The organism is Pseudoalteromonas sp. SG44-17 (genome assembly GCF_014164235.1).
Classification (GTDB): Bacteria; Pseudomonadota; Gammaproteobacteria; order Enterobacterales; family Alteromonadaceae; genus Pseudoalteromonas; species Pseudoalteromonas rhizosphaerae.
Map to the genome: position 1 here is coordinate 66,414 of NZ_JACJEV010000008.1, position 25,163 is coordinate 91,576.

General features: G+C 40.0%; 15 protein-coding genes. 5 read left to right on the plus strand and 10 right to left on the minus strand.

Annotated elements, in window-relative coordinates; all coding sequences use genetic code 11:
- Position 1: 1 nt before the first annotated feature.
- The 6 genes from H5182_RS08075 to H5182_RS08100 are packed head-to-tail and all read right to left on the minus strand — an operon-like array spanning position 2 to position 14,692.
- Positions 2-4,342 carry a hypothetical protein gene (locus H5182_RS08075; protein WP_182759861.1) on the minus strand — a complete coding sequence of 1,447 codons (4,341 nt, stop codon included), beginning with the start codon at positions 4,340-4,342 and terminating at the stop codon, positions 2-4.
- Positions 4,327-5,097, minus strand: a complete 771-nt coding sequence (locus H5182_RS08080) for a hypothetical protein (RefSeq protein WP_145237330.1) — start codon at positions 5,095-5,097, stop codon at positions 4,327-4,329. Before H5182_RS08080 ends, H5182_RS08075 begins: the two co-directional genes overlap by 16 nt.
- Positions 5,081-7,354: a hypothetical protein gene (locus H5182_RS08085; RefSeq protein WP_182759862.1), complete on the minus strand. Its 2,274-nt coding sequence runs from the start codon at positions 7,352-7,354 to the stop codon at positions 5,081-5,083. Before H5182_RS08085 ends, H5182_RS08080 begins: the two co-directional genes overlap by 17 nt.
- The gene (locus tag H5182_RS08090; RefSeq protein ID WP_182759863.1) at positions 7,341-10,457 is read right to left on the minus strand and encodes a poly-gamma-glutamate biosynthesis protein PgsC/CapC; all 3,117 of its coding nucleotides are present in this window, start codon (positions 10,455-10,457) and stop codon (positions 7,341-7,343) included. Before H5182_RS08090 ends, H5182_RS08085 begins: the two co-directional genes overlap by 14 nt.
- Positions 10,450-12,441, minus strand: coding sequence for a hypothetical protein (locus tag H5182_RS08095; RefSeq protein WP_145237321.1), 1,992 nt, complete (start codon positions 12,439-12,441; stop codon positions 10,450-10,452). Before H5182_RS08095 ends, H5182_RS08090 begins: the two co-directional genes overlap by 8 nt.
- Positions 12,442-12,466: 25 nt before the next feature.
- Positions 12,467-14,692: a CapA family protein gene (locus tag H5182_RS08100; protein ID WP_220491207.1), complete on the minus strand. Its 2,226-nt coding sequence runs from the start codon at positions 14,690-14,692 to the stop codon at positions 12,467-12,469.
- Positions 14,693-14,944: 252 nt separating this feature from the next.
- Here H5182_RS08100 and tyrR point away from each other — a divergent pair, with 252 nt between their 5' ends.
- Positions 14,945-16,501 carry a transcriptional regulator TyrR gene (gene tyrR / locus H5182_RS08105; protein ID WP_145237318.1) on the plus strand — a complete coding sequence of 519 codons (1,557 nt, stop codon included), beginning with the start codon at positions 14,945-14,947 and terminating at the stop codon, positions 16,499-16,501.
- 27 nt (positions 16,502-16,528) lie between these two features.
- Here tyrR and H5182_RS08110 read toward each other — a convergent pair whose 3' ends face one another.
- Positions 16,529-17,017 (minus strand): hypothetical protein, encoded by a 489-nt coding sequence (locus H5182_RS08110; protein ID WP_145237744.1) that lies wholly within the window; start codon positions 17,015-17,017, stop codon positions 16,529-16,531.
- 111 nt (positions 17,018-17,128) lie between these two features.
- Between H5182_RS08110 and H5182_RS08115 the strand changes: the two genes are divergently transcribed.
- Complete coding sequence (locus H5182_RS08115; RefSeq protein ID WP_182759864.1) at positions 17,129-17,665, plus strand: thioesterase family protein; 537 nt, start codon at positions 17,129-17,131, stop codon at positions 17,663-17,665.
- Positions 17,666-17,711: 46 nt separating this feature from the next.
- Here the strand turns inward: H5182_RS08115 and H5182_RS08120 are convergent, their stop codons facing one another.
- Positions 17,712-18,365 carry an OmpW family protein gene (locus H5182_RS08120; RefSeq protein WP_145237312.1) on the minus strand — a complete coding sequence of 218 codons (654 nt, stop codon included), beginning with the start codon at positions 18,363-18,365 and terminating at the stop codon, positions 17,712-17,714.
- 237 nt (positions 18,366-18,602) lie between these two features.
- Here H5182_RS08120 and H5182_RS08125 point away from each other — a divergent pair, with 237 nt between their 5' ends.
- From H5182_RS08125 to H5182_RS08135, 3 genes are all read left to right on the plus strand, one after another.
- Complete coding sequence (locus tag H5182_RS08125) at positions 18,603-20,021, plus strand: MATE family efflux transporter (RefSeq protein WP_145237310.1); 1,419 nt, start codon at positions 18,603-18,605, stop codon at positions 20,019-20,021.
- Positions 20,022-20,302: 281 nt separating this feature from the next.
- Positions 20,303-21,490, plus strand: coding sequence for a succinyl-diaminopimelate desuccinylase (gene dapE, locus H5182_RS08130; RefSeq protein ID WP_182731092.1), 1,188 nt, complete (start codon positions 20,303-20,305; stop codon positions 21,488-21,490).
- Between the two features lie 227 nt (positions 21,491-21,717).
- On the plus strand, positions 21,718-22,389 hold the full coding sequence (locus H5182_RS08135; RefSeq protein WP_182717073.1) for a hypothetical protein: 672 nt from the start codon (positions 21,718-21,720) through the stop codon (positions 22,387-22,389).
- A gap of 123 nt (positions 22,390-22,512) precedes the next feature.
- Here the strand turns inward: H5182_RS08135 and H5182_RS08140 are convergent, their stop codons facing one another.
- Together H5182_RS08140 and H5182_RS08145 are read right to left on the minus strand one after the other, a co-directional pair.
- Positions 22,513-23,220 carry a response regulator transcription factor gene (locus H5182_RS08140; protein WP_182717074.1) on the minus strand — a complete coding sequence of 236 codons (708 nt, stop codon included), beginning with the start codon at positions 23,218-23,220 and terminating at the stop codon, positions 22,513-22,515.
- 19 nt (positions 23,221-23,239) lie between these two features.
- Positions 23,240-24,853 (minus strand): ATP-binding protein, encoded by a 1,614-nt coding sequence (locus tag H5182_RS08145; protein ID WP_182759865.1) that lies wholly within the window; start codon positions 24,851-24,853, stop codon positions 23,240-23,242.
- Between the last annotated feature and the right edge of the window lie 310 nt (positions 24,854-25,163).

Sequence of the window (25,163 nt, forward strand, 5' to 3'; positions counted from 1 at the left end):
ATTAATTCTGCTCTAAAAAGTGATTGAGTTGCAGTGACTCAAAAATAATTTCGTCGTGAGAGAAAACACCAAAACCGGTGTCAGCTATATTGCCAGTCGAAAACTCGAGACTGATGTTATGGTCATTTCTAAACCAATCTTGGTCCCAACGTACTTTGATCCACCCTTGTGAAAAGTTACCTAATGGCAGCTGTTTTCGCCAACCTACACTGGTGATGTATTGCCATGTGCTATTAGGGCGATGTTTATCAGCAAACTTATAGTAACTGGTTAATCCGGCTTGGAAGATTTGCCCTTGATAATATTGATGCCAAGATGCGCCAAAACGCAAAATATCTAGGCTTGTCCAATCGGCATTGGACGTGCTGCCGGCGAGAAAATTAAAGTAACTATCAACCCACGGTTGATAGCGATATTGATATTCGCCTCGCCAACCATGCGGGTGATCTTCGCGATAAAAATTATAAATGTCTGAATTGAGTTTAGGATCAAATAAAAAGTCTTCAATATTAGCACTGCTGTAGCTGTAGAATGGACTTATTTGCCATTGATGACGATGACTTTCATCAATGCGCCAGATCTGACCAATCTGCACATAGGTATTAAATGCATATTGGCTGTCAGTGCCTGCTTGACTTGGTTGCCATGTGGTTTGCAAGGCGCTGTCGACGTACCAAGGACTGTCATGATCTTGCCAAGAATGATAGCCATCAATCGAAAATAGTTCGCTATCTTGTTCGCTCAAAGAGTAAGTAAGATCAAGACGATACCAATTCTCATCGTCACTTAATCGAAACCTAGCGCCAACATCCATACTATGACGAATAGGGACGTTTTCGCTAGATTCAAAAATACCTCGGCGGTCATAATTAATAAATGCTTGCCAGCTTAAGTCGTCTGGATGAAACTGTGCGACCTCAGTTTGCAGGGCACGCTGAGCAACGGGCAGTTGGTAAATTACGGTGTTTGCGAAGCTGTTTTGCTCGGCTTCAAAATTAGAAATTTTATGATTGCTTTCACTCAATTGCCAAGTATATAAGCGAACGTGCTTGATGCTGTCGGTGCTGACTTCTATTTTACCTGCTGGGTGGAAAAAGCTGCGTTCAAGGCGTTGTTCAAATTCACCAACAATACTGCTTGGGAGCATTTGCTCGAGCTTAACTAAGCGATCGGCTGGTAATTGTGCGATTAAATGCCGCTCTGGCAGAACAGTGTAAAATAACAAGTTATTGCTAAGCGGTAAGTCATACCAGCGACCATTACGGTACTCTTGTGCGCTGATTGTCATCATTTGTGATAAATAAGGATTAAGCCATTGCAACGAGAGCACATTATCGGTTAGCTCAGTTTTATTAAAACCAAATGCAGTTGGTTTATCAGGTTGTATTGACCAAACTTTTTCCGATGTGGCTAATTTTATTGCAACGTTCGCGACATTCCCTTGGGATAAGTCAGCCGCTGCAGATAACTCTGCGACCGAAAAATGAAAGTTTAAACGAATTTGTTCTGAGCGGGTTTGGCTCAAGTCAATATGTAAATCATGATGTGGGCGTAAGACTAATCCTTGCGTAAAACCGCCTTGGCTACTGGTACGCAGTAATTGGTCGCTATAGCTACTCTCATCTTGAGAATCCACAGCAATGAGTTGCGTGCCAGCAAAGTCAGTATAGTCTTGTAGAGGAACCCACTGGCCATAACTTTGTATACGTGAAAATAACTGCGCGAGTTGTGGAGGTAAGCTCAGGGCATTTACTTTCGCTAAAACTTGCGTGTACTCATTGGTGGTTAGCGTTTTATCCGCCAACTTAAATAAGGTATTATTCAATAACGTCTGCATGTTGATATCGGTGTCATATAGCAACGCCATAAATGGTGTTTGCCAAAAATAGCGGGTTGCCATATTTTGATAATTATACGTCGTCGTCAATGGCTGCGAGAGTATTTTATAGGAAATAAATGTTTGTTGATCACTATATAAGCGAACTGACTCACCAGCTTGTAATGTGATCAACGCGTCACTGGAGATCGACAGCGGTTGAGCATCATTGCGTAATAGGGTTTGCGAGTTAATATCAGAAAAAATTGGCAGTACAGTGTGTTGCGCTGATTTTGATGATTGCGATGTCTGTTGTGCAAACAACCAGCTCATTTTATATTGACCATTTTGAACACTGGTACTGCGCGCTCTTAGGGCAATTGTGAGTGGTTGGCTTTGCGCTTTGAATGTTACCGCTTGGCTTTTATTAACCACCAGTGCTTGTATTAACCCCGTTGGGCTGGCAAGCGTTTGCGTGCCTGGGTAATCAAGTTCGTAGCTGGGCTGTTGAATATCTGCTTCGCTGTAATCGCGCCAATTTAATTTTGCAAAGCTTGTTTGCAATGCCGCTTGATTAGGTAAGTCATGACTTAACCACAATGCGAGTAAGTTTTTTTGTTGTTTGATTGCAAGCGCAATCAAAATGTTCCTACATGGCGCTAATAAATCTAAAGCATTGGCACATAAACCTTGCAGTTTATAGTCTTGCTCTAATGCTTGATATTGTTGTATCAACTGATTGCCAGCATAGGATTTGATAGCCACTTCTTGGCTGCTTTTGTAGAGCCCTTCAAGGTAGCTTTTGGCTAAAGCGTCGCGCCCTTGCGCCATCAAAATAGTGAGACGCAATTGCCACGCTTTAATTGCAATATCTGTATTGGGCACGTTGACTAATTTTTTAATTAATTGCAGTGCCTGAAGTGGATGCTCTGCCATTAAATACTCAGCTTCACCGAGTTGATGTTGCCAATGCATAGTATCAGTGGAAGTTATTGCCGCAGTTTTTGTTTTCAGTGGTTTATAAGGGAGCAGTGCGGCAGTAAACTCATCACCGATTTGGCTAATTTGCTGGGCCAATAAGTTATGAATAAGATTACTTTTTTCTTTTAGCGTACCTGCTTGTGCATAGAGCAATTCATTATTTGGTAAATCTAGTAATTGATCACTTTGCATTACGTATTCAATTGGTTGGCGCTGTTGCTGAAGATTCTGAATGCTTAATTGAGTTGTTGTTAAAGGCACGTTTAACTCAAAAGCGGCAAAATTTTCGCTTTTTAGCAAGGTTAAATGCCATTTTAAGTTACCACTGCGAACTAACAATTGGCTATCGACACTGCTGCGCGCATGCAGTGTTATCGTCGTTCTCACGCGCTGTTTATTGTTTAGAGAAAATTGATGCTGTTGCTGGCCTAATTGATGTATTTGCGCATAGTGCTCTGATAGTACAGGGTAGCCAGTATCATCAACCATCCGCAGTCCGCTAAAGCTATCAAACTGCTTAAATTGACTATTAAAGTACGCTTTATCCTGCGACTTCGGAACAAGAAAATCGCGAGATGAAATTGTGCTAAGTAAATCTTGATAACGACGTTGCGAAAGTAATTCACCACTTTGATAAGGTGAATTGTTTAGCTGTGATAAGTCGTGTTGAGAGTAGATAGCACGCAGCGTGTTGTCTAAATTATTAACCCAATATGGTTGAAACAAACGTTCTTGTTGCTTATCCATTGCTTGATCATCAAAAATTGCTCTGTGATTTTGCTCAAGTTTAATATAAGCGTCTGTTTCACTACGTATAGTTAGGTATTCACCTTTATCTATTGCTAAGTAATCGGTATTGGCCAAACCAATGTGTTGGTCACTATACTCGCTGGCGCGACTGGCAATAACACCGAGCACACTGATCGGTTGCTCATTTACATAGGTATAGACTTTGCCGTTAATATCTTTATTTAGTAAATCTTTGCGCACAGTTAGTTTTAATTTTTTAGCGTGTTGAAAGTACAGTTTTACTTTTTCGCCCGCTTTAAAGTGATAATAATGCTCAATATTTTGACCATATTGTAAACGAGTTACCGCTCGTGGTAGCTTTACGGCGCGACGGAAGCTATCACGGTGACGGTTTGTTTCACCGACCATTGCCGTTAAGGTTACACCTTCATCAAGGTGATTGGTGATTTTTAAAATGCGGTTATATGATGCAATCGGTAACTGACACTTGGCTTGTTCACAGATAAAATCGCGACTCACATTGAGTCTCTGCTGGGCAAGGTGACTGGTCCCCGAGCTGTAAATAAACGAATTAAATGTTGTACTATCCAGCTCCAGCCATTGACCTTTTGCCAGCCAAAGATAACGACTTTGTTTAGCTTCAAAATACATCGCTTGCTGAGATTTATCTAAATGCACGTTAGGTGTCACATTTAGCCACATAGGCGAACTCAAAATATTGTCATTACTGGCTAAGCCGTGTGGGCTCAAAGTAAGCAATAGGCTGAAAATAATAGCAGTTATAGCGTAATGCATATTTTAAATTGACTCATCAAAGTAGGCTGTTGAACAAGTTGCGCGCGTAATATATCACTTAATTCAATATGGAAAAATTCGCCATTGCTTGGCAGAATTTTATTTAAAATATTTTTTGTGCCGCCAAGCTCTGTAACTTCTAACGGATATACATAACTGGCAAGTTGTAATTTGTCAGTTAAACACTGGCTTATTTGCTGTAATTTAGCTGTAGCTGGCTTGGCACCATGACTGATTATTACATCACTATTGCGTGCTTTTTTAGTGTGTCGTTTTTTTGGATCAAAGCCGTGTATCTGATAAATAACGAACTGATCGACTGTGTTGGCGTAGCTTTGAATAAACGCATTGGTAACACTGTAGTGGTATTTACCTAGATCACTTTTTTGTCCATCAGCTGCAAGTGTATTGCGATGTATGGTATTGGCTAAGAAAACCTGGCATTCAGTAAATAGAGCCATCGCAATAGGGTAGCTGTGTTTGTCAAAATAGCGGTGCGGAGCATAGGCAATACACTGACTGCCACTCGACTGGTATTTTATTTCTCCTGCTATAACGTGTTCATCTTTCGTTACTAAAGTTAACGCTGATGTTAGTTCGTTGCCTTGCGCCAAGTTTGTTTGCGTGCTCAGCCATTGCGCTAGTTGGGCTTTTGTAACCGCATAGGCACCATTTTGTGATGACGAACTAGCGTAACTTGCGCTAGTTAATAACAGTAATATTATCGCAAGTAACCGTTTAGCTTGCATCATCATTCCACCACCTTATTTTTACTTCTTCGTTAGCGTACTCTTCTAATACTGCGATCCAGACGGTTTTATTGCTTGTAATGGTTAAACTGTTGAGCGCACGAACATCAGCATTGAGCTGTTGAGTAATTGCCGGGTAAGCAAATAGTTGACTGTCTTTTGGATGGATCAAAAAGGCATCACTTAAGCGGCTCGGCTGAAGTCCATAGCGCTTGTTTGCAATACTATAATCATGGGTTAAGCCACTTTGGTATTTAGCACGTTGAGCAATATCGAGGATAATGCTCTGCTCAGCATAATGGCTGTACGCTTTTAATACCACACTGTACGGGCGTTGCGTTGGATATGCTAATTTTAGTGGCGTATTTGCCGTAAGTTTATACAACCGTTGTTTAAGCCACGGGCGTTGCCCTTGCCAGTTTTGATAAATTTGTTGGGCATTTTTTTCAATACTTGCCAGTTGTTCAAAGTCAGTGTCTACTAAATTTACTTCTCTGGCTGTTTTGTTGTTTAGTTGATAAACCACACTGCCTGGATCTGTACTTGGCGCATTAGTCGCCGCTTGCAGCAGATGCTTATTTTGCAATGGTGCAAAGTTATAAGGGCTGGGCTCAGTAACTGGGGTAAAATATTTTGTTGGGCTATTGACCAATGCGACATTAGAGATCGGTAATTGTTTAAACAGCTCTCTTGATTGATAGAAACTGTCTTTAATTAGGATCTCTGGTGGCTCTTGGAAAACTCGGATATTGACGTAACTATCTTGTTCAGTAAAGTCGTAATGGTTATCAGCTTGTTGCTCATACCAAGCGGCAATATCATGAAAGTTTGGAGCTTCAATACATTTCGTATGGCATACCGTACGTTGATAGTTAAACTGGCTATTACGTGATTTGACACGTACAAGAGTCGGTTGCTCAGTTGTAATTACCAATGCCGCTGCACGTTCGTTAAGACGTAAATAAAAGCTATTTGCTTTAGGAATTTTTTCTCGTTGTGTGGAATCTAGAATAACTCGATCAAATTCAGATAATTCATCGTCATAAGAAATAGTAAAGGTATCAATTGGCTGATTATTTTGATCATAAACAATCACAGTAGCATGACCTCGACTAGATGATCTGAGATCGATGTTAATATCGCTACTTCCTTCAAGTGTGAAGCGAGCATTTAATAAGTTACTTATTTGATAGTAACCATCTTGTGCGGTCGTTAACGGTTGTAGTGAGCTAAAAGACCAATTACTTAACAGTGGCTCGGTGCTGCATATAGTTACTAAACCAATATCTAATGGCTCGGTAATAAAGCTCAGTGGCTGCGCTGTATTTGCGCGATAAAGCACAGTATGTGGTGCAATAAACTGACTTAAATCATACCAAGTTAAATTGATTTCAGCTGATTTGTCCAGACTGAAAATAAGCGAATCAGGCTGTTTTAGTTCAATGCTCGCACACAGTGTCGCATCGGTGTAATAGTCATTTAAATTAAGTTGTTGCTGCGCAAAGTCATAAGTAACAACATTGTAGGGCAGCGTTTCATATAAAATGTCGGCTTTAAAGTCGATCCCAGGAATACCTTGTGGAGCAAGTTTTAGCCATGAATAGGTAACTGCATTGTTTATTTCTGTGGTTGATAACGCATTAACCCCAATACTGTGATATGCGCTGCTTCGCTCTCTTCGCTCTAATGGTAACTTGAGCCACGCGCTGTATTTATCATCATTATCGTTATGTGTTTTAGCATGGACTCGCACTACAACTCCCATAACTTGGCTATCTTCGCTAATTAACTTTAATGATACGCTGGTAACGTTCTTTAATTGTTCTGGGCTGATATAAAAAGATTGCCCAGATGAGACCTGTAAAGCTTGCCGATTTTCAATAATTTGCTTTATTTGTTGCTCATTGTCGGGAGGTGTTAGTTTTGACGCATGGTGATAGACATGACTACTAATTACTTGTTTTTTTTCATTTAAGAATGCGTATTCAATGGCATAGTTTATCGGTTTATCTAAATCCTGTGGTTCAGAAAATATCGCATTTGATAATACTCGGATCGAGTGTGTTCTAGTGCTAGAAAACGAAAAAATCAATGGTTTTTCAGTGCTTAGCCATTGAACGTTAGAGCGTGTCTCTTCATCCGAACGGCTAGTTATAGGTTCAGCTGACTGTATCCACAGATAAAAACTAAACAGCGCAAAACTAAGCCCAGTAAGTATTAGGAGCAATATGAGTATTTTTAAGAGTCGTTTAATAAATTGCATACGATCCCTCAATCATCATAGTGTTAAAACGGTTTTGGTCAGTGAGACGGTTTGTTATCGGATTAAAAATTGCCAACAGCTTACCTTTTTGTCTGATCGCGAGGGCATACTCTTGGCGGCCTTCAAATTCAATTGTTTGTAATTCACAGTTAGCGAATGGTTTACATAGTTGTGCCAGTGCCGTCAAGCGTTGCGTGCTGGCATAATGCTCAATCGTTTTTAAAAAATGACTTTGCTGCTGTGAACTTACAGCTTGCCAATTGGCAGGTGATAATGTGGTTATATTCATTACTTTAATTGTTGGTTGCGCTGAAATCGCGAGCAAGCGTTGTAAAAGACTTTGCTGGTTAACAGAAAATTGCTGTTTAAAATCAGATGCAAGCCACAGGGTTGCTAGTTCGCTGTGGGGAGCAAATATTTGATAGCCAGATTGCGGCGACGTACCAAGCTCTAAACCTCTTGTCGCGGTTTGGCCTTGCACAACTTGGTAATCAACAGCCAAATCTTGCAAACTGTGATTAAGTGTTTGTAAAAGATGCTGGTGGGCGTTATTTGATTGCGTATATTCAAAAGCTAGGGCGGTGGGTCTGATCCATGATGGTGCACTGTGACTACGAATTTGTAAGTTTAAAATGGCATTATTTTGTGCAAACCGTAAATAGCTTTGATGAACCACATTAAATAATGAATCAACGTTATTGGGTAATAATACATTCGCTTGTGGATGCGCATAAGGATGGGCACCGGCGATCAGTAAATGCTCTGCCCGGCTATTTACAAATAGTTCAGTGGCAAACTTTAAGGTATTACTTTCAAATAATGGTCGCGGTACTTCAATATTAAGTTGGGTACTTGATGTCAGATTGATGACATAGAAACCTTGACCATAGGCTATTGCAGCCCCATCAACGAAAGGGGCGATAAGTAAAAAGCGACCTTGCGCGTTATTGAGTAATGTTAGCTGATAGCCCATTAGTCTGGCTGTGGCATTAATTTGATTTAGTTGATTGATTATATTCTCATCTACATCTTGATCCGTCAGCTTAGTTTTTAAACGGTATAGAGGGTGTAATATTTCAAATTCCCACAAGGCGGCTTGATTTGCCGTTAATGGTTTATAAGCGCCACTGCCTTTAGCGGTAATGTTGTCAGCAAATAGCTCAATCACTTCATTCAGGCTCTGCGTTGCATAGCTAATTGCGTTGTCCTCGTTATTACTTTCATCACGAGATATGTTAGCTAATAACGTAGTGTAGTTATCACTATTTAAAAACACTTCAAACAGCTGGCCATTAAAATTTGCTGCAGGTAAAGAGCTATTGGTTGCTTGACCAAAAAAAGTCTCTTGATGTCCTAATAGCTGTTGGATCAAACGTTGGCTGAGTGAGCTTGGTAACTGATTGTAAATCCAATACTGACTTGTTGCGCCGACAGGGGTTTTGATTAACAAACGATTTGTGCGATTGTTAACTTCCCGTACTTGAAATAGTTGCTCAAGCCCCAGCGCTTCAATAAATGCTAAATAATAAGGACTTTGTTTATTATTATGAGTTAATTCCGTCGTTGGTGTAGCACTGGTACCAAATACTAAGGCACGACTGTCAAAGTGTGAAAATATAAGCCCCGCAGAGTCGCTCGCTAAACTTTCTGAAGTGGGAAATGGTACCGTGACTATGAAATCTGCGCTTGGTTTTCGAGAAATAACAAATAACCCGCGTTGCGAGGTTTTTCTAGCATCGCGAATGTAAATATAACTATCATCAAATTGCAATTGAAAATCAAGTTTAGCTAAGCGCTGTTTATTCAGCAGTAAGTTTTCTATTGAATTAGGGGCTTTATTAATTTCATAAATCGCTTGTTTAAAGTTATTTTTGTCCTGACTAGCTTGATAACTGCTGATGTCTAGTTGTCCTTTATTGCTCGTATAAAGGTAGCTTTTATATTCACTGATCTGTTGACCAAGAGCGCTGACTTTGTTTGTGCTTTGCAATTCTTTAATGTCAGTTATAACAAATAAAGAAGGGATAAACATGATAATAAAGCCGATCACAATGGCTAACGCACCGCCTAGGATTGAAGTTTGAAAGGTGGCTCGGATCACTAAGCCTAGTGCGCTTTTTTGATATATTTTTAATGCTAAAAGCGTAGACAGCATATAACCAAAAGCAAAGGTATCGGTAACTTTTATTTCAGGGTAGTAGTGCACCACAAAATAATTTAAAAATAACTTATAGATAAAACCGATATTGAAGAAAAATAGCAATAATCTTGCACCTTCAATATTGGCATTACGTAACCGCGTAAAGTTTAATAGCGAAGCACCAATGATCAGTATAATGGCTGTTTCTGCAAAGGATGTGAGCAATTTAGTTGGCTGCATAAGCTGCAGCGCCAATAATGCGGGTAGCATAATGCCATTAAATTCCCAGCCATATTTAATATTGGCACGCGACGCAATAAACGCAGTGATCACCAAAATAATATAGGCTTTTGGTGCCGCTATAATTGATGCGGCAACCGCTTCATACATAATTGCTAAATTGGCGATGCTAAAGTTAGTCATTGGCATGAGTGCAAAACGAACTAATAAGAAAGTAATTAGTAGCTGAACAATGGTAACTTTCATGCCGTACTTAAAGCCACCATTCCACATCACGTTGGCAGTGAGGGCGATAATAACTAACCCCAGGGAATAAAGCTGTGATGAATAATCAAAGGTTATATCCCAACCGCTGAGCACGTTAGCAATCAATGGCCAAAACAAAGTATCCATGACTACACGCACTAAAATACTGATCAAGATAATGGCAAAAAAGCGGTCACGACCAAACATCTCGGCGTAGCCAAATCTTTGCATTACGTACTTAGCGCTAAAGAGCATTAAGCCATACACTACTACCGCTTCAATTAAGATAACGGCGGCTGAGGTTGGGCTAACAATAAGTAGTGGCACTAAATAACCAGGCACAACAAGCCCAGTAAGCGGAAAACCAAATCGTAAATTTAACAAACAAACAACAGTAATGCCTATCCATACAGTGGTGATCACCGATTGACCTAAGCCACCACCTGCTGGAAACAATTGTAAAATAAAATCACCCACTAGTTGATGGCTCCATCAAGTTTTGAGCGTAAAATTGCTGTTGTTTGCATAATGAATCACACAGTTGTTTGCTGTTGGGCATTTGCTCAATAAAAAACGCAATATCAATAAACTCAAATAAAATACCTGAAACCTGAAATGGCTCGCCAGATGCATTTTGTAGATGACTTGCATCCATTGCTCGAACATTGAGTATATAGGTATTTTCATCAAGCTTAGCTTGAAGATAAATATCGCCTTTTTGTAAGGTGATAAAGCGTAATTTACCTTTCGCGGTTTCAGTATCTAAATCAGTAACTAAGCAGAGCAAATCCAATGCTGTCATATCAAAAATAGAGAATTGATGCTGCGCAGCTAGTTTTTCTAACGATTTGTTTATTTGCACCACTTGACCAAATAAATTAAATAATACAGTCGCAGAGCGAACATTATTAAACACATGCTCTAAGGTCGTTAGCTTTTGTTCCATTTCCGCTATCGACGTTTTCACTTGCTGGCTGAGCGGTTCTTGTAATTTCAAAGTGAGTAGTTGAGATAGGGCGCTATCATTAGCATTATTTTGTGATTCAATAATTCGATAATGGAACAGTAATTCACCCACTTGTCCGGCAAAGGCATTTACATTGCGCTCAAATGCTTGTTTGTTAAATTGTGCATCAGGCATTACTGTCATTGCCCAAAAACCACGAACATCACCGGCATAGATCAATGGCACTATATATTGCAGCTCACCGTCACTTAGCTCATTAAAAAATGGGCGCAAAATTGGCACAACACCAAATTCTTTTAAAGCATCTGAATATGGCGCGCGCTTATAATCGCGGCGCATTTCTTTAATATCACTAAGGTGGCAATTGACGGCTCTTATTTCGGTTAGTCGGTGATCGCCTTCTTTACGCGCTAAAAATATCGATTTATTCAAAGCAAGTTGTTGAGTTACCAGGCGAATAATCGCATCCCAAGGCGAGCTTTGAGAAATAAATGACTTTGGTAAATAGCGCCCAGCCATTTTCTGTTGAATATTCCCAATTAGGCTAGTGAGCTCCCTGTCTTCGTTGAGTTTTCTAACCAATATTACCCACACTAGTGTAATAAAGGTAAAAATGGTCATCTGGCCAACGGGTAAAAATAAATGCTGAAACACTAAAATAAAATACCCTAAGCCAAACCAACATATACTTGTTAGCACTGCAATTACGATACTGTAACTAATTGATAATTTTTGAAAAGCGAACAGCAGTAGTAAAGAAATACTAAGCAGCAGTAGGGTGCTTTGCCATAGTGTCAGTAGCGATATGCTGCTTTGCTTATCAAGTGTATCGGCAATATAAGCAGTAAGTAATAAATAGTTTGATGTCTGGGTTAATTTAGGCGCATTAAGTTTTACCCCTAAACCAGCATTATGTTGACCGAGAATAATGATTTTGTTTTGTAACTGGCTGGCCATAATGTCCATTGTCATCAGCCGTTCAGCTGAAAACTTTGGCAGTGCAGAAGGGGCTAAAGCGAAGTTAAGCAATACACTTTTGCTACTATCAAGGTCGTTAAACAGTGCCGGCCAAATTGCCAGACATGAGCTGTCAGCCATAGCGGCTAATTCAACATTGTAGCCAGACCAATCGTTTATATGTGGTAGGCAGTAGTCATTTTTAGGGTGTGGGTAAAAAACAGTGTTTTGTGCCATGTCCGTCAAGGTTTTATTTACTGTTAGTTGTTCATTAGCAAAAACCAATACTGCTTTTGGTTGATAGCTTAATAGTTGTTGTACTAGTTCATTATGTTCGCGACTTAAATGCTCACTTTCAATGATCACAACATTGCTTTGCTGGCTTTGTGTAAGATTTGCTAAACGGCTATAGAAAAAGGCATTTGATGAATTAAACAGTGATAATGAATTTGAGATCACCACAATGATAAACAGGCAAATAGTAAGCCAAAAAGAACGCTGGCGTTTAAGTAAAAAAAACTGTTGTTTAAAAGCCACGATTAGCTCCAAAATAGAATAGAGATTAATTAAAGGTGCTATACGTTAGTTTAAACGTAACAGAAGACGTTGCATTTAAACGTAAAAAGTCAAATCCATGGATTTTATCCGTGCGCCACATCGTATCAGTGAAGTTTACTTTTTGTTGCCATGAAATCATTGCCATATCATCCAACGCCAAGCTTGCTTCGCCACTATTTGGCGCAAAGTGACGCAAGGTAACTTTAATACCGCGCGGTGGTAACTTTTCTGGGCCAAGTGTTAAGTCGTCAGAAGGCAGTGAAAAGTCATAGTTTAAGGCTTGCCAGTCATGGTTACCAGCCGGTTCAATATCGACCAATTGAGTAGAAAATTCAAGGCCATCCTCAGCGGTGGTATAAACTATTTTTGCGTCTAGTTTTCCGGCGTTTTCAGCTTTACTGTAACCAAACAAACTAAACTCCTTGAAGACATCAATTGAGCCATCATCATTAGGTAATTCCATTGCACGAATGGTTTGTCTAAATGGGAGCAGCGATGGCGTGTTATCAAACTGGGTGCGAGCAGAGCATAAGCCTTGCGCGCCTGAACGAGCACCACTTAAGCAAGGCGTTACGCTGTCGCCGGTGTGATCCCAACGAGCAACTTCTAGTTGTTCATCATCGTTATCCCAATCTTCAAAGTCACCGAAAATCATTAAATCGCGCCCTAAAGTGACATCACTTGGCGATCCGTCAATGATTTCAAGTTTAGATAAAAATGCTTTTGTTGATGGAGCAAAGTTGCGTAAATCTAGAATGCTTTGATTTGGGGTAACTGTAACTGTTTCCGTGTGCTGAGAAACAGTCGCTTGATCTGCGGTGAAAAATACATCGGCATAACCATCTCGTGGGATCAAGGTAATGTTATTATCAGAAAACTCAGCCAGACGTCGTAATAAATAATCACTCAAAAAACCATTGGTAAATTTAGGCTGATACCCTTCAACATAAACAGGGTAAGCAAAAGCGCGCTTCGTCATAGGAGATGCATCTTTGTCTACATTTACTAACACCGCAACGCCAAGCAGCGTTTCTAAGCGGTCTTGGTCAAACACAAAATTGCCTAAGCCTAAAATGGCAGGTACGCCATTAAAAACTGCAAAGCCTTGGGCAATATGCGGATGATGAGCAACTAATAAATTGGTTTGTTGTTTGGATAAAGAATTAAACCTGCCTTTAATGTAACCGCTGGGTTGATAAGTGTATTCATCACCACCATGCATTTGGGCAATTACATAATCACTATTTTGCACTGCATCATTAAGATAGTTGGAGACTAATTCTGTTTCTGTTAAATCTGCGGCACCGCCTTTTGTGGCATCGGTAACATAGGTAATTGCATGTTCTTTACCTGTAATGGAGGTCGCTGAAAAAAGTCCTAACGTGAGTGTTCCCACATCCATGAACTTTGCTTGGTAAGCACTGGCTATGTTTTTCCCTGCGCCACTGTGAGCAAGGCCAGCGCTATCTACTTCAAGCAAAGTATCATTGAGGCCATCTTCTAAAAAGTCATACACATGATTATTTCCTAGTGCGACGTAATCAATACCAATGGCTTTGATCCCATCTAGCGTCTCAGGTAATGAAAAAAAGCTAAACTCTTTTGTTGGATGTGCTGCTTCAGGACTACTTGTTATCGGTGTCTCTAAGTTTACTGATGAAAAATCAGCAGCTTGAAAAAATGGTGCGACAAAATGTGTTAATGCTTGAGCATTTTCACTGGCTGTTGCTGGACGAATAAGTGCCCCTGCGACATCAGGGATCGCAGCCGTCATAGTTGCCAAAGAGGGATCTAAAAAGCGTCGTGCAAACATAGTATCGCCAGCAAATAGCAGGCTAACCGAGTTACTACTCTTAGCTGTTAGGGTCAGCTGTTGCTGAGTGTTATCAGCAGTAATTTTGACTGTAGCGACAGCAGGGAAGTAACTTTCATCAGCGATCATTAACCGATGGTTACCTGTTGTAATACCTGAGTAATTAATTTGCCCACTGGCATTTGTTTGATACTGCTGTCCTGCAAACTCAACCATGATGCCAGCCACACTATTAGCTTGCTGATCGGTTATTGTGATTACACCATTAAACGTTTTTTTTAAATAATCATCGCGCAGTTGTGCATCGCTCTTTTGGGCTTGTGTTTCGCCTGTATCATAGGGGTCTTCAACCTTACAGCCAGCGATAATTAGGGCTAAGCAGAGAATAGAAAAGAGTTTATATTTTTTAATTTTCAAACAAGCCTCGTTATCACTGTAGTTACATTTTTTAATACGTTTTCATTATACGGATTTTTTGTGGAAATGATATTAGCCAAGTATTTGAATTTTTCTAATATCATTCATACTAAATTATAGTCAGTTGCCATAAAAAGTCTTTGCAATAATGGTTAGTATCATTTGTCCAAAAATCTTTACAATAGACTACCCAGCGATGGGTAGTTAGCGTATTATTTGCGACATAGTAGGTTTTCTCTTTTTGAGGGTGAAATGCGTTTAGATATCCATTGTGCAGACCGCATCGGTATTGCTCAAGAAATACTCAATATTTTAGTCAACTATCGCGTTGATTTAAAAGGTATTGAAGTTGATTCAATTAACTGTCGTATGTATGTGAGTTTTCCACCGATTGAATTTGAGCAGTTTCAAAAAATCATGCCCTCAATTCGATTAATTGATGGTGTACAGGATGTACGTACCACCGCTTTTTTACCTTCTGAGCGTGAGCATAATGAGCTCAACACATTGTTGCGTGCGCTACCAGATGGTGTGATCTCAATTGATGCCAAAGGTTGGGTAAGGCTTTGCAACGATGCTGCATGTAAAGATTTACAGTTAACTGAAAAAGAAGTTATTGGTTCAAATATTAATAATCTATTGAAAGGCTTTAACTTTACCCGTTGGTTAGAAGGCAAAGAAGTACTGGGACAAACAACCCGGGTTGAGGTGGCTGGTGAAGATTTTATCGCGGATATCTTGCCAATCGCAGTACCACAAGGCAATGAAGGTGATGTATTAGCCGGTGCGGTGATCAACATTAAATCACAAAGCCGTTTAGGTCAGCAGGTAAGTGCGTTTCGTCGTTATGGTCAAGAAAGCTTTGCAACTATTCACAACTTTAGCACTGCGATGCGTCGTGTGGTTCGTGAAGCGCGTAAAATGGCACAACTTGAAGCTCCGATACTTATCACTGGTGAAACCGGTACCGGCAAAGAGTTACTGGCACGCGCTTGTCACTATGCATCTAATCGTTCTGTAAAACCTTTTATCGCTTTATCGTGCGCTTCACTGCCTGATGATGTTGCTGAGTCTGAATTATTTGGTTATGCCGGTTATGAAGAAAATGCAGCGCCAAAACGCGGCGTATTAGAGCAAGCGGATGGTGGCACGGTATTTTTAGATGAAGTGGGTGAAATGTCTACCCAACTTCAAACTAAGTTACTGCGCTTTTTACAAGATGGTACATTTCGCAAAGTTGGCGATGAGAACGAAGTAAAAGTAAATGTACGCATTATCGCCGCCACGCAAAAAGATTTACCCGCGATGGTACAAGAGGGTACGTTTAGAGAAGATTTATACTATCGGATCAATGTACTGACTTTAGAAATTGCTCCACTACGTGATCGTAAAGCTGATGTAGGGCCACTTGCAGAACATTTTATTCAAAAATATGCGCAGCAAAATGGTCATGCAATTCCGGAACTATCTGCAGAGTGTTTGTCGTTTTTACAAGATTATCCTTGGCCGGGCAATGTCCGCCAATTAGAAAATGCGATATACCGTGCGGTCTCGTTATTAGATGATAACGAGCTGCGTGTTGAGCATTTACAATTACCAGCATTTACACATGATTTAGGGTACTTGGAGTCTGATTTTGAGGGCTCGCTCGACCAAGCTGTAAAGCGTTTTGAGGCTACATTATTACGTAAGTTGTACCCTGCTTACCCAAGTTCGAGACAATTGGCTAAGCGTTTAGGGTTAAGTCATACCGCAGTTGCAAATAAGCTACGTGATTACGGCATTAATCGTAAAACGGTAAAAGTGTAAACTGACTCAAATCAACAGTATTGGGTACTATTGCTTAGTACCCATATCTTTGGTTACACCGTCAATAGCGACAGTATCGATACCCTCAGCGGTGAACTTAATTAAGATACTGATGTTATTACGAGCAAAAAAGTAATCTTTGTTATCTAAACTGATAACATAATCCCCTTTTACCGCGCCTTTATATTGACGTTTTTCAAGTTTGATTGTGTGTTCGCCAATTTCCCAGCTGAATCCTTCAATAAAGCCATTATTAAATTCTTGCACCCACACTTGTTGGTCGTCTTTTGCTAAAGTAATAGCAATGGAATAGGATTCAGGTAATTGCATATCATAGCTTTTTTTACCTATAGTAAACTTGCTATTTTGTTGCTGCCAAGCAAACCCAAATTGAAACGGCTTTTCAACCCCAGTTGGATAACGTACGTCTCCTTCGCCAGGATAGTTAAAGTCGGCCATCGCGCTGGTACTCATCAATGCAAATACCATACTCAAATAAGAAACTGATTTTTTCATCATTTTTCTACTATTATTTATAATCAGAGAATTTCAGAGTAGAGCAGAATATTCTCCAATGCAATACGCTATGCTACACTCACAAAACTGTTAACTGGTAAGACCTTTATTGTGAACTTATATTTTCGTCTTTTATTATTATTTTTTAAAATCAAACGTAACCGTGATTATCAATCATTGTTAGACACTGTGGATATAGATTACAAAGCGCTGCCAAGTGATTGTGATATTAATTTACATCTTACTAACTCTCGTTATTTAGCAATGATGGATTTAGCTCGCACTTGGATGACTGAGCGAGTTGGCTTGCTTGAAACGATTATGAAAAAACGTTGGTTTCCTATCGTTAACGCCACGGCCATCACTTATATTCGTGATATTAAGCCAATGCAACGATATACCATTAGCACGCGCTTAGTTGGTTGGGATCATAAGTATTTTTATATTGAGCAAAAATTTCATTCCGAGCGTGGCTTGCATGCGATCGCCTATGTAAGAGGTGTGTTTAAGCGCAAGCGAGGTGTCGTCAGCGTAGAAGAAATGCTAGAGGCGGTAAACTTTGATGGTATTGTGCCTATATTACCTGCGGAAATTATGCACTGGAAAGAAATGTTAGAGCAGAAAAAAATAACAAATCTTCCCAGTTGAATTTACATACACTGATAAAAGGTCGTTAGGCCTTTTTAGAGTATGTTTAAAAAGCGTATTTAACCCCTAACATGGCAACTACAGGATCAATTTTTACTGTTGAAGTAAGAGCTTGTTTACCATCGGCATAAACAGTTGCATCGGTTTCAATATCCATGATTGATACCATCGCATGTACGCCCCAGTTTTGATCTAGCATATAGTTAAAGCCTGCTTGAGCTACAAAACCAAATGAGTTATCAAGCTTTACTTCAACGTCGTTGGTGCCCAGTACTGTTTTTAGCGCTGTAGAAGGTTGCTCATCAAAAAACACTGTGTAGTTAATACCTACACCAACGAATGGGCGAAATGCTGAAGTACTTTCTAAAAAGTGGTACTGAGCGATTAGTGACGGCGGTAATTGCTTAATATCAGCTATTTTATTGCCAGCTAAACCACCGGTGCCATTAACTTCATGAGAAAAGGGTGTTGCAGCAACCAATTCTAGAACCCACTGATCGTTAAATGCATAGTCAACTGTAATACCCAGTTGTGTATCCGAGCTACCTTTTAAGCCTAAACTTGGATCTTCATTGATCGCTGAGCTGCTATTGTCAGGGTTAACATTAATAGCACCGACATTAACGCTTAAGTTTGCACTGGCGAAAGGAGATGCGATTAAAAGTGAGGTGAGTAACGCTGCGCTAAGTTGTTTTTTCATGCTGTTCTCCGAGAACTACTTTTTGAATTGGCGTTATTATCAGCCAAAAAAAAAATAAAAAACTGTTCTAGATCAAGCTTTATAACAGGGTATAAAACGGCGCAGCGTTTGTTTGATTTAGATTAAGGTTTACTTAATTGACGTTTAAAATCGATTGACAGTGCACTCTTTTTTATTGCTATTCATCAATAGGTCAGGAAAATAAGTTATAATTGCTGCTTAAAGCAAGGGTATACAATGAACGAAACCAACCATCTTTTTCTGTCTGGCTCTATTAGCAAAGCACTGTTAAAACTTGCAGTTCCTATTATTCTTATCAATATTTTACAATCTGCCTATCAATTAACCGATGCGTTCTGGGTTGGTCGTCTAGGGGCGGCACAAGTTGCAGCGGTGTCAGTAAGTATGCCAGTGACTTTTTTAGTGATTGCGATTGGCTCTGGACTTGCGATGGCGGGGGCTATTTTGTCAGCGCAATATATGGGGGCTGGCCAGCAAGATAAAGTAAACCATGTGGCCGCACAAACAGTGTTAATGGTGACTGTGACGGCCATTTGTTTAGGAATTATCGGTTATTTGCTATCTCCTTACTTTTTACATTTACTGGGTGTTGAAGATGCCGTTTATAACGATGCTTTAAAATTTATGCATGTGTCATTTGTGGGTGTGGTATTTGTATTTATTTATGCCATGTTTCAAGCCTTAATGCGGGGTATTGGCCAAACCAAGGTGCCACTGATCATTGTTTCCGTAACCGTGTTGCTAAACTTTGTACTCGATCCATTATTTATTTTTGGTTATGGCAGCTTTACAGGTCTTGGGGTGATGGGGGCAGCGCTGGCTACATTGGTGACACAAAGTTTGGCAGCCATTGCTGGCATTGTTATTTTTATGCGTGGTCGCCATGGTATTAAGCTAAAATTATCAAGTTTCATTCCTGATTACAGTTATATCAAACAAGCGTTTTATTTAGGTGCACCAGGCTCTGTGGAGTTGTCAGCGCGTGCATTTGGTTTGATTATCATGTCTTTTTTAGTGGCTAGTTTTGGCACTCAAACCATTGCTTCTTATGGTGTTGGTTCAAATATATTACAGATGGTGATGATCCCGGCTATGGGACTCTCGATGGCTGTGTCGACCTTAGTTGGACAGAATATGGGCGCAGGTAACCCGCAACGAGCAGAGCAAATTACTAAGTTGGCGGTACTTTGGGGATTATGTGGTTTGTCTTTTATTGGGGCGATTGCATTTATATTTGCACCTTACTTAGTGGCATTTTTTATCCCCGATGATCAAGGTGTGATAGCCAAAGGCGCACAGTTTATTCGTGTTATGTGCTTAACTTGGGGCGGAATAGGCGTGCAATTATGTGTGGTGGCTGCATTTAGAGCATCAGGGAACATGCTTAATGCGATGTTGTTGGCGCTGTTTTCTCAATGCGTAGTACAGTTTCCGGTGGCGTATATTTTGTCAAAACACACACATCTGGGCGATCACGGCATTTGGTACTCGTTTGCTGTCACCAATGTGATCGTCGCATCGCTATCGTATTTGTGGTTTTGTCGTGGTCGTTGGCAACAAACAAAATTGACCAAAGATGATAAAGATATCGCTAAAGTCAGCCAAGAAGCATTCATCGAAGAAGGTGCACACTAATACCAATCGACTTAAATATTTAACCATTCTAGCGCGCTAAATAAAGCGCTAACTGCGTTAGTAATTTTTCATGTACGACTGCATGGATGCAAGAGGTAGAGCAATGCAGGAGCAATTGCCGAGAACAACTACATGTCAAAATCTCTGCCTTGTTATCACTGTATTTTTCTGTCGCTATAAATGGTCAGTAACTTAAAACGATTAGTATAATCCGTGTTTCATAAAGCGGTCATAAATTCAGGTTGTAATGAATACACTCTCTCTTAATAAGGGTGTTAATTATGACTTTAGCTATCCAATCTCACACCACGAATGATGCAATCCACACTGATACTGTGGTCAGTTACCTTCAAAAGCTGATCCAATTTAAATCTGTTACGCCACAGCAAGCCGGGGCAATAGACTGGTTAGCAAAGCAGTTAACAGACCTTGGCTTTAACTGTGAACAGTTTACCTTTAATAATGTTACTAACTTAATAGCTAAAGTAAGCTTTGGTGATGGGCCACGCTATGCTTTTTCGGGGCATATTGATGTGGTCCCCGCATCTGGAGGAGCGTGGCGAGCAGAACCATTTTCAGGTGATATTATTGATGGCGCGATTTATGGCCGAGGCGCTGCTGATATGAAAGGGGGCGTTGCCGCCATGTTATGTGCCAGTCGTGCATTACTGGCTAACGTAGCTGCAAAAAAAGGTACTTTTTACTGGTTGATCACCTCTGATGAAGAAGGGGAAGCGGAATATGGTTCACTACTGATTGCCGAGCGTTTAGCGCAACAGGGCATCCAACTTGACGGCTGCATTGTCGGCGAGCCAACCAGTCATTTGCATGTTGGTGATACAATCAAAAATGGCCGTCGAGGTGCACTGTCTGCGCGGTTAGTGATCAACGGCAAAGCAGGGCATGTTGCTTATCCAGAAAACACCATCAATGCAGCTCATCTTAGTGCAGAAGTAATCAAGCGCTTGACTAGCATAACTTGGCAGCGTGACGAGCCAAGTTCACATACGAGCTTGCAAATAACCGGGATTAATATTGCTAATGTTGTCGATAACATGGTGCCAGCACGATGTGAAATGACATTTAATATTCGTTATAGCCATGGTTATAAAAGCAGTGATATAAAAAATGAGATTCAATTCGCGTTGGACGATTTACAAGCTTTGCTGAGTGTGGAATGGGAGCGTCCGTGTGAGCCTTTTTATACGAGTCATCAAACGCGTCGCTGTTTATTGACTCAAGTTGAACAAGCTATTTTTAATGTGACAGGCAGTTATCCTTTATTAAGTACCAGTGGCGGAACTTCTGATGGGCGGTTTTTTGCCAATGATTACACCCAAGTGATTGAATGCGGGGTACGAAATAATACCATCCACCAAGTTAACGAGCATGTGCCTATTAATGACTTACTAAAAATTGAGAAAATATATACACAGCTTTTAGAGCAGGTATTTAGCCGTATCAGCTGACTATAACGCAAGGCCATCATTAAACTGTTCATTATAAACAGACAATTTCTGACAATGTCCGACAAGCGCTGAGAGATGTATCGTAAAGGATATGCTAACATTTTTTCAGTAAATTTCGCTATTCGAAATAAAATACTTAGTAATTGATTAATAAAAAATTATTAAAGTAATAACAGCGTTTAGTGCGGTTTTTAGCGTTGATAAAATTAAACATTATGGAGATTGTTATGAGCACCAGTAATAAAGGATTTAGTATTGCACTGTTGTTTGGTGTGGCAGCTGCTTTAAGTGGATGTGGTGAAAGCACGGATGAATTAGATGATAAATTAACCCATCAAGCAAATATGTCTTTCATAAATTCATTGGATTATATGGCTGACTTTCATGTCAAAAAAAGGAGTATTAGCACCGGCTACAGTGGTTTATTCGATAGTGATAATATCGCTGCGGGCGATGTAGAGGCCAATGCTGTGGGTAGTCGCTATAACTACAGTTATAAAGTAATCAATAACATGATTAACTTGGGAGTTAAAGATAGTATCAATGCGAATAAAGAGGAACGCATAAATACAACCTTGAGTAATAACGACGATTTATGGGTAATTGCTTGGCAATCTTCAGGTAAGCGGGCTTTGTCTGTCATTGATAAAAAACAAAACAATACTGCAGATGTATTTAATGTGCGTTTATTTGCCAACGGCGAGTATGATGTGTCAATTGATGATAAAAAAGTATTAACTACAAAAAAGGGCAGTGTCACAGCGTTCTTAGCGGTGAGTAATTGTGCTAATGGCCTAAAAGTTGCCAATCAGGCTATCGATTTATGTGCGGGTAATTTTGGCGCTTCATATTTATTAGTTGTCGATAGTAATGGTAAACGAGTAATGGCTGAAGAATAACTTTAGATTAAAACTCCTCTGGTTAGTGTGAAATAGTTGCTGAGATAGATGTATTATCCACAGTTCAAGTCTTTAAAAGGCGCTACTCCCATGTTGGAGATATAGCGCCATATCCACCTAGAACTACCACGCACTAACTACAAATAAGTAGCCTTTGGAACGGATAGTCTTAATTTTTATTGGGTTACGCGCATTATCACCGAGCTTCTTGCGTAACTGGCTAATATGATTATCAACACCACGTTCAATTCCATCATAGTGATAACCTTTTATTTTTTCAACAATGTCACTACGTGACAGAATAACTCCTGCATTTTTAGCAAGCAGTAGCAGTAGGTCATATTCGCCGTCTGTGAGCTGGATATGTTGCGTTGCTAAAGAGACAGTTCGGTTGTGCGTATTAATGATTAATTGCCCAAACGTTATAGACTCTTTCGTTTGTGGCTTTATGGCGAGTGGATCTGTGGGATGTCCACGTCTTAAAAAAGCTTTAATTTTTGCCAGTAGTAAGCGAGGTTTCACCGGCTTTAGTAAATAATCGTCGGCACCAATTTCAAGCCCTACAACCTGATCAATTTCTTCTTCTCGTGCAGTAAACATCAAAATATAGCCGCTGTATGACTGCCTTACTTCGCGGCATACCGTTAAGCCATCCTTGTTCGGTAACATAACGTCAAGCAGCACCAGAGCTGGCTGCCACTGAAGAATACGGGAGACCGCATGCTCGCCATTTGATTCTATTTCAACCTGATAGCCTTCAATCGTTAAATACTCTTGAATTGACTCAGCAAGCGGTAAATCATCTTCTACCACTAAAATCTTTGTTTTCATTTCTTGTTCTCTATGTGGATTATCGATGTGTGCGTTTGGCTGGCCAATTTAGTATGAAACATGCACCACCTAAACTGGATGGCTCAACACTCGCGGTTCCTTCATGCCAGCCTAAAATTTGTTTAACGATTGCAAGGCCTAGTCCGGTTCCACCGACTTGCAAATTACGACTTTGATCTTCTCGATAGAATGGTTCAAATACCTTCTCAGCACAGGGTAAAGGAATACCATCACCGTTATCAGCAACACAAATCAGCCAGCCTTTTGCGGTTTGTTCATAGCTTACTTGAATATGGTTTCTTCCATACGCTATGGCATTGCGCATTAAATTACTTAATGCACGGCTCATATAAAACTTATCAATCATTGCATGGCAAACGCCTTGTTCAAGTAAAACAATCTCAGTATCAGGGTTGGCTTCTTGCCAACAGATTAACTCTTGTTTTATCCAATGATTAAGTTCAACGGTTGCAAATGTAAGAGTGGGTATTTCGCGCTCAAATCGAGCATGTGTAAGCATTTCTGACACTAATGAATTTAGTTCATTCAAAGATAATTCAATCCGCTCTAGTTGCCCTAGTTGATAGTCATTGGTTGTACTATTTCTAAGTAATTCAACATTGAATTCAATGCGTGCGATGGGAGTTCGCAATTCATGTGATACAGCATTGATCAGAGTTTTATGAGAAGAGATAAGGCGTTGTATTTTTTCGGCCATGGTATTAAACGTTTTGGACAAGTGGTTTAGATGGCTAAAACGAATTAGCTTAGCGCGAGCATCAAATTTACCTTGTCCAAGTAATATCGCCACTTTATTGAGCGATAACATAGAGCGCCAGCCAGGAATTAACCATATTATAATTGGTATAAGCAGAAAAAAGCCGAATATAAAATAAAAGATACTTAACATGTACACCACTTTGCCCTTTAGTTGAGGGCTAAAAGGGCCAAGTACAATTACTTTATCGCTATTTTTGATGCGTTGAACGGCAATGTCAGCGGGATAGCCAATAAAATCAGAATCCGCAGTTGATATGGTCACAATAGCTCCTGTTTTTAATTGGGCTATTTGTTGCTCTGTGTAAGTTAACTCACTCAATGTCATCAGTGCAACGGGATATGTAAAATCATCACTGAGCGAATCAATTATCGACGGCCAGCTCTGCTGTGGGTGTTGCATCAGCATATTATTCAGTAGGTAAAAAGAGCCCATCATCCAACGTTGCGCTTCGTTGATCAGATGCTTAGGAACCGTATTGGGTTTTACAATTACTAATAGCTGTTCGTCATCTATTTTTCGATATGCTAAATCTGTTTGCGGATCACCCCAAATTTTATCCTCTGCGAGCCAAGATTGTTGCTCACTTGAAAAATCACTTTGTTGATAGTCTTGTAAAGTAAGTTCAAAGCCAAAATTAGCTTGTATGTTTTGTAAGTAGGCCATTCTCTGGTGTTTAGGTATGGATTGTAATTGTTGTGCAAGAAGATCCGTAGAGCCTGATGTTAAAAACTCTAAAGCCCATTTTTCAGTAGGGTACCTGACGTTACTTTCAAAATGAGGTATCACCAATAATTGAATGCTAACTACCGAAAAAATAATGATAAAAGATAAAAATAGCAGGGACCTTTTCATAGCTGTTCTGTCAACAATTTGTGTACAACCACTTTATCATATCTGCACATAAAAACTACTTTTGATAGCATACAGCGAACGCAAATTCACGTTACGGATATATACCCAAACCACATCAAGATGCGAGTTTTAGTTGGAATTAAAAGCGATTTAGGCAAGGCATTGATTGCAAGTAATAGTGGTTCTATTGTTAAAATCAATAACGCAGTATAAATCGCTTTTAAACCAACCCGTTGGGCGTTTCACAGGGACTTACTCTCATCGTTGTTTCTTAAAAGGGATTGCCATTCTTGCAAAGTAACACCTTGAT